Here is a 9,717-nt window from a genome sequence, read left to right as displayed (position 1 = left end):
TTGGCTCACTGCTCCTGATTGGAATCTTCGGCGTTTTGCTCACGAGGGGGATTCAGAGGGGACTCGATGAGCTTAAGGTCAAGGGAGATGAAGTAAACCCCCGCTCTCTGGGGTCACTGCTCTTAATAGCGTACTTTCCGTTCCTCCTGCTCTGGGGTTGCGTTGTGAAGTCAATTCAGCTTACAATCTTCGCCACAGCACTTTTTGGACTCACCCTGCTTGCGGGTTTGTTAACGATAAAACACTACCGGGAAAACGGTAATATAGGCGAACAATCCAACCTCTATTAGTGTTCCCGATGCTCGGCTTCCTGAGGAGGAGAAAGCTTAGAAAGCTCAGGGGAAACTCTGAGGAAACCCTCGTCATGCACATCGGCGATACCCCCGAGAGCGTCTACCGCTTCATTGAAGAACTCATAGACGAGTACAGGCCCGACGTGATAATCCACACGGGGGACCTGGTTGACAACGTCAAGCTGGAGAGAAGGCCAGAGCTAAAGCCCGCCTACGAGGCCGGCCTGAGGAAGCTCGCGCGGATTCTCAAGGGTTCCGGCGCCAAGCTCTACATCGTCCCGGGCAACGAAGACAGCAGGGAGCTTCTCGAAAAATTCTTTGGGGATAGCGTCGTGGAACCGGGAAGTCTGGTTGAGATTGAGGGAAAGACTCTCGTGCTCGGTCACTGCTGGAGGGACGTTGCCGGTAGAGATGCAGACTTCAAGCTCTACGGCCACAACTTCAAGGCCATACCCGGGGGACTTAACGCGGTTCTCGGCGTCAACTTCATCTTCCTGCCGAGCGGAAGGGTAATCAAGATTGACTACCCCGTGGGAACCGACACAGCCCGGGGTTACAAGCTCAGGAGGGGGTTGTGATGAGACTCATGCGATTCGGTCCCTCCATCGTGTTCCTGAGGGGGGACGTTGAGACCCTGAAAAAGGGTGTGGCCAAACTTTTTGGCGTCGAGGAGATTCCAACAGAGGAGGCAATAAGGGAGAGCAGCGAGTTCGAGACAATACTCCTCGTGACTCCGCCGGAGGAAACCAAAACGATACCCCCGGAAACGGGCTTCTTAGTAAAGAGGGGTGCAAAGGTTGTTCTCGCGGAGATAGTGAACAGCGACCTGCCCGTGAAGAGGGTTGAGATTGAGAGCACTATAATCCTGCTCCGCATTCCCGAGAAGGTCGAGGAAGCCCTAAAGATGCTCGCCGAGAAGTTCGGCGGCGAGGTGATGACCCAGCTCGACGCATTAAACCTCGGTGAGGCATGCGACACCGTGATATCCGTAACGAGGAAAAAGCTGAGTTCGCCGATAGGGCCGGAAGACGTTGAGGGGGCGGTTCTCGTAAGGCGGGACTTCCTGAGCGTGTACCGCGAACTGCTGATAGACCTCCCGATGTTGCTCTTCAAGCTCCTCCCTGAGTGGAACGAGGTAACAATAAAGCTTTACGACACCAACAGACGCTATGAAGAGAACATTGAGAGACTGCTACTCGTCATTGAGGACCTCGACCTTGGATTTATAGTCGGCGAGGGCTGGGACTGGGATTATCCAAGACCCTTCATGCGCGTTCCGGTTTACAGGCTCAAGCTCCTGACGTGGGAGAAGCCTGAGCGCGTGAAGTTCCTGCTGAAGGGACTGGAATACAGGGGCTACACGAGGCTCTGCGACATAGACGTCTTCGTGGGCAAGAAGAAAATCGACTGGGTGGAACTTGGAAAGTTCAAGTCGAAGTTCGAGCTTGCCGAGAAGGCAAGAGAAGAACTCGAAAAGCTTCTGAGTGAAGACGTTCGGAAAAAGCTCCACGAAATAGAGGAGAGGCTCCTCGGGGAAACTGGTGGCAAAGCAGAGAAGGCTAAAGCTTCCTGAGCTTTGCGACGAAGAAACCGCTCGTCCCGTGTCTGTCGGGATAGAAGCGCCTCGCCTTCTTTATTTCCTCGCTCAGCTCGATTCCGAAGGGCCTCGTTAAGGCCGGCTCACCGTAGCGGAGGGGAAGCAGTTCAACGTCGAAGTTATCGAGAACCCACTGGATTACGAACTCGTTCTCCTCCGGCTCGAGCGAACAGGTGGAGTAGACCAGAATTCCACCCTTTCTGAGGACGCTCAGGGCCTTCTCAAGCATCTTCATCTGGAGGTTCTGGCAGAACTTCACATCTTCCATAGTTCTGTTGGATTTTCGCTCGGGGTTCTTGTGTATCGTTCCCGAGCCGGTGCAGGGAGCATCGAGGAGGATTTTATCGAACTCAACGCCGAGCTCGTCTATGTAGAGCGACGAGCGGTGGAAGAGAACGGTGTTCGTAACGCCGAGACGCGAGAGGTTTAAGCGGGTCTCCTTCAACCTGTCCTCACCGACGTCGAAGGCGTAAATAATGCCCTCGTTTTCCATGAGCTGGGCCAGATAGCTCGTCTTTCCACCGGGAGCGGCGGCCATGTCCGCGACGGTTTCACCGGGCTTTGGTTCGAGGGCAACTGGAGGATACATCGAGCTCGCCTCCTGGATGTAGAGGAGACCGCTCAGGTACTCGGGCGTGGAGGTAATCGAGAAGGGTTCTCTCGTCAGGCAGAAGCCCTCTCTCGCCCAGGGAACTCTCTTAAACTGGAAGCCCTTCTTGTTGAGGAGCTTGGTGAGCTTTGAAACCTCTATCCTGAGCGTGTTTACGCGGAAGCACCTCGGCAGAGGCTTTTCCATGGCCTCGGCGATAGCTAAGGCTCTCTCACCCCAGAGCTCGTAATAACGCTCCGCAAAGGTCTTGGAGTAGCCGAGGCTGAAGAGCTTTTCCAGCATGTGAGGGGATTAGGGGAGGTGTTTAAAATCATTCGTTCTGTGAAACTCGACTTTCACAAACTGCACTTTTTATGAAAGTCTGCTTTCACAACTGGTGGCAAAAACTATTAGAGAGAAAAGGCGAAATCAGGCCTTTATCCCGCCCATGATGAGAGCCATGAGGGCCTTCTGGGCGTGGAGTCTGTTCTCGGCCTGGTCCCAGACCACGCTGTTCGATCCGTCTATGACGTCGTCGGTAACCTCCTCGCCCCTGTGGGCCGGGAGGCAGTGCATGAATATGAAGTCCGGCTTGGCGTGCTTGACGAGCTCCTTGTTAACCTGGAACGGCTTGAACACCTTCCTCCTGATTTCTGCCTCCGCCTCTTGTCCCATGCTGGTCCAGACGTCGGTGTAGATGACGTCGGCATCTTTGACGGCCTGAACGGGGTCGTGGAGGAGCTCGAACGAGCCGCCGCTCTCGGCCGCGTTCTGCTCAGCCCACTTGATGACCTTCTCGTCGGGCTCGTAGCCCTCGGGAGTTGCCACGACGACGTTCGCTCCAAGCTTGGTTCCTGCTATCATGAGGGAATGAGCGACGTTGTTTCCGTCACCAACGTAGGCTATCTTAAGGCCCTGAATCCTACCCTTCTTCTCGAGTATCGTCTGGTAGTCCGCCAAAGCCTGGCACGGGTGGGAGAAGTCGGACAGCGCGTTTATCACCGGAACGCTCGCGTACTTCGCGAGGTCCTCCACGTCCTTGTGGGCGTAGACCCTCGCCACTATCGCGTCAACGTACCTACTGAGAACCCTCGCCGTGTCGGCTATGGTCTCTCCGCGCCTGAGCTGTAAATCGTTGGCGCTGAAGTAGAGGCCCAGACCGCCGAGCTGGTAGATGCCGACCTCAAAGCTGACGCGGGTTCTGGTTGAGGGCTTCTGGAATATCATTCCGACGGTCTTGCCCTCGAGAACCCTGTGCGGGTGGCCAATTTTCTGCCATATCTTCATCATCTCGGCGGTCTTGAGAATCGTCTCGATTTCCTCCCTCGTGTAGTCCTGAAGGCAGAGCATGTCCCTTCCAACCAGACTAACTACCATGTCTATCACCGAAAATTCTTCATGGAAGCATCTAATAACCCTTTCGTCGGGAGAGGGAACTGTTTAGCGAAATCTTTTGATGCGAAGTCCCCTCGATGTTTCCAAACGTAAATCGAAAGAACGTCAGCGGATTTCATAGGACAATAAAGCTAATAAGAGAACCCTTCTTTTCACATCGGTGAGTTTAATGGAGGGAAGAATCAAGGTAAGACTTGTCAATTATACGAAAAAACCTCTCGAAACGGTCACGTGGGCAGCCCTCGTCAGCTATTGGGAGGAATGGGAGAGCGAGGCCTTTGAGAGGACGACCGAGAGAGACGTCGAGATGCATCTCCCCAGGGTTCTCGGCTACGGCCACGAGTCAATTCTCGAACACGCGGTTTTGACCTTTTCCATCGAGGGCTGTTCTCGGGTTTGTAGCCATCAGCTCGTCCGCCACAGGATAGCGAGCTACACCCAGCAGAGCCAGAGGTACATAAAGCTGAACCCAAACGACGTCGAGGAAACCTTCGTAATTCCCGAGAGCGTTAAAGAAAAGCCTGAACTCTATGAAAAGTGGAGAAAGCTGATGCAGGAAGCCATTGAACTCTACGAGGAAAGTTATAAAGCGGGAATCCACCAAGAGGACGCGCGCTTTATCCTCCCCCAGGCGGTCAGGACGAAGATAGTTGTGACGATGAACCTGCGCGAGCTGAAGCACTTCTTCGGTCTTAGACTTTGTGAAAGGACTCAGTGGGAACTCCGTGAGGTGGCATGGAAGATGCTGGAGGAGATTGCCAGAAACGAAGAGCTTAGACCGATTATCAGATGGGCAAAGCTCGGGCCGAGATGTGTTCAGCTCGGCTACTGTCCGGAGAGGGAACTTATGCCAAAGGGTTGTCTTCTCAGAACGAAAGAAAGATGGAAAAAAATAGCCTACGGCGATTAATCTTCCGCATATTTTAAAAACCCTTTAGCGTCCTTTTTTTCGATGTTCAAAAGGGAGGTTTGAAAAATGAAATCAAAAAGCTGGGAAGTCGAACTCCCGTACCCCTGGGAAACCCTCGTTCTCATCTTAAGTGAGCCAAAAAAGACGCTCCCGTTCTTCCCCTACTTCGAAAAGCTCGAGGGGAACAGGGTGAGCTTCAAAGTCCCGAGGTTCATCTTCAACTTCGGCTATGAATTCGAACTTGACGTCGGTATAGGGAGAAACGAGGTCATTTACACCTTCAGGGGCGACAAGGGCATTCTTACTGTGACGTTCAAGATGGAGGGCAACAGACTGAAGGTTACTGCAAGCTGGGCCGGATTCGGGGAAACGTTCATGGGAAAACCCCTCCAGAACTTTGCGAAGGGCATAGCCGAGGCCATAAAGGAGTTCTGCTCAGCGGCAACTTGTCCGCTGGTGAAGTTCTCCGGGAACGAGGGAGAAGTAGAACACATAGACCCAGATACCGCTCCAGCTCTCATCAAGAGGATAGCGATGGAACTCGGAAAGGACTTCGTTCTCGAAGGCTGGGCCGAGGACGGAACGTACCTTTCAGTGAAAGTCGTTGAGGGAAACCTCAAGGAGATACGCGTCAGGCAGGGCATGAAAGAATCCGTTATTGAGGCGGACGTTCCGGTCGTCGAGCTGGGTTCCGAGCTGTTTGAGGGACTGCCATTGGATAGAAAATTCAGAATAAAAGCCAAAAAGATTTGAATTCATCCAACGACTTCCCCAAAGGCAAAGCGCTCTTTCACGTTCTTTATTTCAATTTCCACCTCATCCCCAACGTTTGTGTTGGGAACGAATATAACAAAGCCCCTGACCCTCGCAATGCCATCTCCACCCTTTCCGAGGGCCTCAATCCTTACCTTATAGTGTTCCCCCTTCTTAACGGGAGGTCTCCTCTGAACAGACCTGTTCTGCTCCAAGTTTGACACCACCTAAGGGCTGTCAATAGTTGGGGAGTTGCCGACAATAAAAACATTGAGAAGGAGAAGGTATACATGTGAAACTTTAAACTTTCTTACTTTTGTTCAGCTCGTCTATGGCCTTTTTCAGCTCATCATAGGCCTCCTCGAGCGATTCTGGAATGACTTTGGTGTCCGCTATTACCGGCATGAAGTTCGTGTCCCCGTTCCAGCGCGGGACTATATGGAGGTGGACGTGGCTGTCTATTCCCGCGCCGGCAACCCTGCCGAGGTTCACGCCGAGGTTGAAGCCGTCCGGGTTCATGGCCCTCTTTATAGCCTTAATCATTAGCTGTGTGAGCTTCATTATCTCGAGAAGCTCCTCATCGGTCAACTCCTCCCAGTTGGCGACGTGCCGGTACGGGGCAACCATCACGTGGCCGGGGTTGTAGGGGTAGTTGTTCATTATGACGAAGGCGTGCTTTCCCCTGTAGAGGATTAACCTTTCTTTATCCCTGTTCTCCCTCGGAAAATCGCAGAATATACAGCCGTCGTGCTTGGGTGAGCGTATGTACTCGATTCTCCACGGTGCCCACAGGATTTTCATTTAATCACCTCCAGCGAAAGGGGGAAAGCGTGCTTAAAAAGATTACAGTTCGAAGCCAGAGAAAAGCAACGTGAGGTAGAGTCCGTACAGGAGCAGGAAGTATATCCCCAGCTTCCTCCCTATTCCACCGGTTCTCTTCAGAGAGATTATCATGGGAACCATCGCCGCGAGGACTAGAACAACCGTCAGCGTGGAGGCACCGGTTCGTATGGGTCTAATCAGCGAGGCGACTCCAAGGACCACGAGGGCGTTCATTATGTTCGCGCCGATTATGTTTCCAACGCTTATGTTGCCCCTTTCGCGTATCGCCCCGTAAAGGGCGTTGGTCATCTCGGGGAGGGAGGTGCCTACCGCGACCACAGTCGCTCCAATCACAAAGTCAGAAACACCGAGGGCCTTTGCTATGTTCTCGCCACCGAAGACCACCATTTTGGCTCCGGTAACCAAGAAGAGCCCGAGGATAAGGAGAACCGCGTAGTCCAAAGACGTAGCGCTTCCGTGTTTCTCTCCCTCAACGTTGACTCTCGTATGCCTTTTGAGGAGCCACCTCAGATAGACAACGTAAGATGCGAGGAGGAGCGCACCATCGAGTCTGCTCAGCGTTCCATCAAGCGACAGTATTATGACGAGAATCATTGAAAACAGCATCACAATTGAGTTCTCGTAGGCGGAGGGGCTGGCCTTGAGGGGTTTAATCACCGAGGCCAGGCCGAGTATCAGGGCTATGTTCGCGAATATGCTTCCCAGGGCGTTTCCAAGGGCTATTCCATTGACCCCCTCGTAGCTTGCCAGAGCACTCGTCGTAAGCTCCGGAAGGGTCGTCGCCAAGCTTATGAGAACTATGCTTATCACGAGGGGCGAAATGCCAGCCTTTCTCGCGACCTCCACTATCTTGTCCGAGAGCTTGTCACCGGCAGCCACGAGAATCGCTATTCCAGCGCCTATTGCAAAGGCCCACACTGCAAATTCAAGCATCCCTACCCCCCTAAAGGGTTCTCCGGGCCTTTAATAAGTTTGCCCAACAAAGCTTTTTAACGTGAAAGTTTAACCACCCCCGGTGATAGCATGAGGAAGAGAAAGGGACTTCTGATAATCCTGGACGGCCTCGGCGACAGGCCGATTAAAGAGCTTGGAGGGAAGACCCCGCTGGAGTACGCGAAAACTCCGAACATGGACAAACTCGCCAAGAGGGGAATCCTCGGTCAGCAAGACCCGATAAAACCCGGTCAGCCGGCGGGAAGCGACACGGCCCATTTGAGCATCTTCGGCTACGACCCCTACAAAACCTACCGCGGCAGAGGCTTCTTCGAGGCCCTCGGCGTTGGGTTAGATTTAGACGAGGACGACCTGGCCTTCCGCGTTAACTTCGCCACCCTTGAGAACGGGATAATCGTTGATAGAAGAGCTGGAAGGATAAGCACGGAGGAAGCCCACGAGCTTGCGAAGACAATTCAGGAGGAGGTAAAGCTCCCGATTGACTTCATATTCGTTGGAGCCACCGGGCACCGGGCAGTTTTGGTCCTTAAAGGAATGGCCAAGGGCTACCGTGTCGGCGAGAACGACCCCCACGAAGCGGGCAAACCGCCGGAGAAGTTCACGTGGGAGGATGAGGAGAGCAGGAAGGTTGCGGAAATCCTCGAGGAGTTCGTGAAGAAGGCGCACGAGGTTCTTGAAAAGCACCCGATAAACGAGAAGCGCAGAAGGGAAGGAAAGCCGGTCGCGAACTACCTGTTAATCAGGGGAGCGGGGATAATGCCGGACATTGAGAAGAAGTTCACCGAGCAGTGGAAGGTCAGGGCCGCGGGAGTTATAGCGGTGGCCCTCGTCAAGGGGGTGGCGAGGGCAATCGGCTTCGACGTTTATACACCAGAGGGAGCAACGGGTGAGTACAACACCGACGAGATGGCCAAGGCAAAGAAGACCGTCGAGCTTCTCAGGGACTACGACTTCGTGTTCCTGCACTTCAAGCCGACAGATGCCGCAGGACACGACAACAACCCGAAGCTGAAGGTGGAGATGATTGAAAAGGCCGACAGGATGATTGGCTACATCGTTGAACACATCGACCTCGACGAGGTTGTGATAGCGATAACGGGCGACCACTCAACGCCGTGCGAGGTCATGAACCACAGCGGGGACCCTGTTCCCGTTCTGATAGCGGGCGGCGGAGTTAGAACGGACTACACCGAGAGCTTCGGGGAGCGCGAGTGCATGCGCGGTGGACTGGGAAGGATTAAGGGCCATGACATAGTGCCGATAATGATGGACCTGATGAACCGCTCCGAGAAGTTCGGGGCCTAATCATTAATTCTCCACCTTCCATATGGAAAAACTTTTTATTCTTCTCTTTCCAAACTTCCTTAGAGCGCTTCAACAGTGATGCCCATGGTTCAGAGTGTCGAGGAACTGGTCCTCATAGGAGAGGCTCTCTCCAATCCCATCAGAGTTAGGATACTCAAGATGCTCTGCGAAAAGGAGTGGTACGTTTACGAAATGGCCAAGGTTCTCGGAATATCGAGGCAACTGCTCTACCTTCACCTCAAAAAGCTGGAGAAGGCCGGCCTCGTGGAGAGCGAGCTTCGTCTCGAACCCGACGACCCGAGGGCAAAGAAATACTACCGGGCGAAGCCCTTCAAGATAGTGATTGACAACGACGTTGTTAAGAGCCTAAAGGAGTAAAGGAGGAGTGGTGAAAAATGCCGTGGGGTGAGCATATGGCAACTCCAAGTGGTTGGATTTCAGTCATAATCGGTTTGATACTGCTGGTTATACTGGTTTTCGCGTTCTACCAGATGAACAAGACGCTTCACGAGCTCAAGCTCGAGCTCGAAAGGCTGAGGAGCACCCTCGAAGAAACGAAGAGGAACACCGAGGAAGTCAGGAAGAAGCTCGAAGAGGTCTGATTCCACAACTTTGTGACTTAGATTTTAGCGTTCAAACGGAAACCTTAAAAGGGATTAAACGCTTCTATTTTATTAGGTGATAGCGTGGGTGTTCTTCGAGACCCTAAGGTCATCGGTTCAGATAGGGTGACCGCCATAGGCCTCGGCACCTGGGGAATCGGTGGCTACGAGAGCCCCGACTACTCGCGGGACGAGGAGAGCGTTGAGGTTCTCCGCTACGGCCTCGAACTCGGCATAAACCTCATAGACACCGCCGAGTTCTACGGCGCCGGCCACTCGGAAGAGCTGGTTGGACGGGCCATCGAGGGCTTTGACCGGGACGAGCTTTTCATCATCAGCAAGGTCTGGCCCACGAACTTCGGCTACGAGAGGGCGAAGAGAGCGGTAAGGGCGAGCGCTAATAGGCTCGGCACATACATCGACCTGCACCTCCTCCACTGGCCCGGCGACAGCTGGAGGAAGATAGAGGAAACTTT

General features: G+C 53.5%; 14 protein-coding genes. 9 read left to right on the top strand and 5 right to left on the bottom strand.

Annotation, left to right across the window (positions count from 1 at the left end):
* From MVK46_RS05440 to MVK46_RS05430, 3 genes are all read left to right on the top strand, one after another.
* A partial coding sequence (locus MVK46_RS05440) for a hypothetical protein (RefSeq protein WP_297535628.1) occupies window positions 1-290 on the top strand: 290 nt, incomplete at its 5' end.
* 8 nt (window positions 291-298) lie between these two features.
* Window positions 299-871: a metallophosphoesterase gene (locus MVK46_RS05435; RefSeq protein ID WP_297535627.1), complete on the top strand. Its 573-nt coding sequence runs from the start codon at window positions 299-301 to the stop codon at window positions 869-871.
* Entirely contained in the window at window positions 871-1,866 is a 996-nt protein-coding gene (locus tag MVK46_RS05430) for a hypothetical protein (RefSeq protein ID WP_297535626.1), read from the top strand. Before MVK46_RS05435 ends, MVK46_RS05430 begins: the two co-directional genes overlap by 1 nt.
* On the opposite strand, the gene MVK46_RS05425 is transcribed toward MVK46_RS05430, so the two are convergent.
* Window positions 1,853-2,782, bottom strand: a complete 930-nt coding sequence (locus tag MVK46_RS05425) for an RsmB/NOP family class I SAM-dependent RNA methyltransferase (protein ID WP_297535625.1) — start codon at window positions 2,780-2,782, stop codon at window positions 1,853-1,855. The genes MVK46_RS05430 and MVK46_RS05425 overlap by 14 nt on opposite strands.
* Before the next feature lie 126 nt (window positions 2,783-2,908).
* The gene (gene argF, locus MVK46_RS05420; RefSeq protein WP_297535624.1) at window positions 2,909-3,856 is read right to left on the bottom strand and encodes an ornithine carbamoyltransferase; all 948 of its coding nucleotides are present in this window, start codon (window positions 3,854-3,856) and stop codon (window positions 2,909-2,911) included.
* Between the two features lie 187 nt (window positions 3,857-4,043).
* On the opposite strand from argF, the gene thyX reads away from it, so the two are divergent.
* Both thyX and MVK46_RS05410 read left to right on the top strand, forming a co-directional pair.
* Entirely contained in the window at window positions 4,044-4,784 is a 741-nt protein-coding gene (gene thyX / locus MVK46_RS05415; RefSeq protein ID WP_297535623.1) for an FAD-dependent thymidylate synthase, read from the top strand.
* Window positions 4,785-4,850: 66 nt separating this feature from the next.
* Window positions 4,851-5,537, top strand: coding sequence for an STK_08120 family protein (locus MVK46_RS05410; RefSeq protein ID WP_297535622.1), 687 nt, complete (start codon window positions 4,851-4,853; stop codon window positions 5,535-5,537).
* Between the two features lie 2 nt (window positions 5,538-5,539).
* Here MVK46_RS05410 and MVK46_RS05405 read toward each other — a convergent pair whose 3' ends face one another.
* The 3 genes from MVK46_RS05405 to MVK46_RS05395 form a co-directional block, all read right to left on the bottom strand.
* A complete protein-coding gene (locus tag MVK46_RS05405) occupies window positions 5,540-5,752 on the bottom strand; it encodes a TRAM domain-containing protein (protein ID WP_297535621.1) in 213 nt (70 codons plus the stop codon).
* Window positions 5,753-5,837: 85 nt separating this feature from the next.
* Window positions 5,838-6,338: an HIT domain-containing protein gene (locus MVK46_RS05400; protein ID WP_297535620.1), complete on the bottom strand. Its 501-nt coding sequence runs from the start codon at window positions 6,336-6,338 to the stop codon at window positions 5,838-5,840.
* A 42-nt stretch (window positions 6,339-6,380) separates the two neighbouring features.
* Window positions 6,381-7,313, bottom strand: coding sequence for a calcium/sodium antiporter (locus MVK46_RS05395; RefSeq protein WP_297535619.1), 933 nt, complete (start codon window positions 7,311-7,313; stop codon window positions 6,381-6,383).
* 90 nt (window positions 7,314-7,403) lie between these two features.
* On the opposite strand from MVK46_RS05395, the gene MVK46_RS05390 reads away from it, so the two are divergent.
* The 4 genes from MVK46_RS05390 to MVK46_RS05375 form a co-directional block, all read left to right on the top strand.
* A complete protein-coding gene (locus MVK46_RS05390; RefSeq protein ID WP_297535618.1) occupies window positions 7,404-8,639 on the top strand; it encodes a 2,3-bisphosphoglycerate-independent phosphoglycerate mutase in 1,236 nt (411 codons plus the stop codon).
* A gap of 84 nt (window positions 8,640-8,723) precedes the next feature.
* On the top strand, window positions 8,724-9,017 hold the full coding sequence (locus MVK46_RS05385) for a winged helix-turn-helix domain-containing protein (RefSeq protein WP_297535629.1): 294 nt from the start codon (window positions 8,724-8,726) through the stop codon (window positions 9,015-9,017).
* A 17-nt stretch (window positions 9,018-9,034) separates the two neighbouring features.
* A complete protein-coding gene (locus MVK46_RS05380; protein WP_297535617.1) occupies window positions 9,035-9,241 on the top strand; it encodes a hypothetical protein in 207 nt (68 codons plus the stop codon).
* An 84-nt stretch (window positions 9,242-9,325) separates the two neighbouring features.
* Window positions 9,326-9,717 (top strand): aldo/keto reductase (locus MVK46_RS05375; protein WP_297535616.1); only part of this gene is annotated, 392 nt, incomplete at its 3' end.

This window comes from Thermococcus sp. (assembly GCF_027066465.1).
GTDB lineage: Archaea > Methanobacteriota_B > Thermococci > Thermococcales > Thermococcaceae > Thermococcus.
The sequence above is the reverse complement of the archived record's forward strand: the minus strand, read 5'-3'. Positions and strand labels throughout refer to the sequence as shown.

Coding starts and splice junctions, on each gene's coding strand:
- MVK46_RS05435 (WP_297535627.1), top strand. CDS start 299: ATGCTCGGCTTCCTGAGGAGGAGAAAGCTTAGAAAGCTCAGGGGAAAC.
- MVK46_RS05430 (WP_297535626.1), top strand. CDS start 871: ATGAGACTCATGCGATTCGGTCCCTCCATCGTGTTCCTGAGGGGGGAC.
- MVK46_RS05425 (WP_297535625.1), bottom strand. CDS start 2,782: ATGCTGGAAAAGCTCTTCAGCCTCGGCTACTCCAAGACCTTTGCGGAG.
- argF (WP_297535624.1), bottom strand. CDS start 3,856: ATGGTAGTTAGTCTGGTTGGAAGGGACATGCTCTGCCTTCAGGACTAC.
- thyX (WP_297535623.1), top strand. CDS start 4,044: ATGGAGGGAAGAATCAAGGTAAGACTTGTCAATTATACGAAAAAACCT.
- MVK46_RS05410 (WP_297535622.1), top strand. CDS start 4,851: ATGAAATCAAAAAGCTGGGAAGTCGAACTCCCGTACCCCTGGGAAACC.
- MVK46_RS05400 (WP_297535620.1), bottom strand. CDS start 6,338: ATGAAAATCCTGTGGGCACCGTGGAGAATCGAGTACATACGCTCACCC.
- MVK46_RS05395 (WP_297535619.1), bottom strand. CDS start 7,313: ATGCTTGAATTTGCAGTGTGGGCCTTTGCAATAGGCGCTGGAATAGCG.
- MVK46_RS05390 (WP_297535618.1), top strand. CDS start 7,404: ATGAGGAAGAGAAAGGGACTTCTGATAATCCTGGACGGCCTCGGCGAC.
- MVK46_RS05385 (WP_297535629.1), top strand. CDS start 8,724: ATGGTTCAGAGTGTCGAGGAACTGGTCCTCATAGGAGAGGCTCTCTCC.
- MVK46_RS05380 (WP_297535617.1), top strand. CDS start 9,035: ATGCCGTGGGGTGAGCATATGGCAACTCCAAGTGGTTGGATTTCAGTC.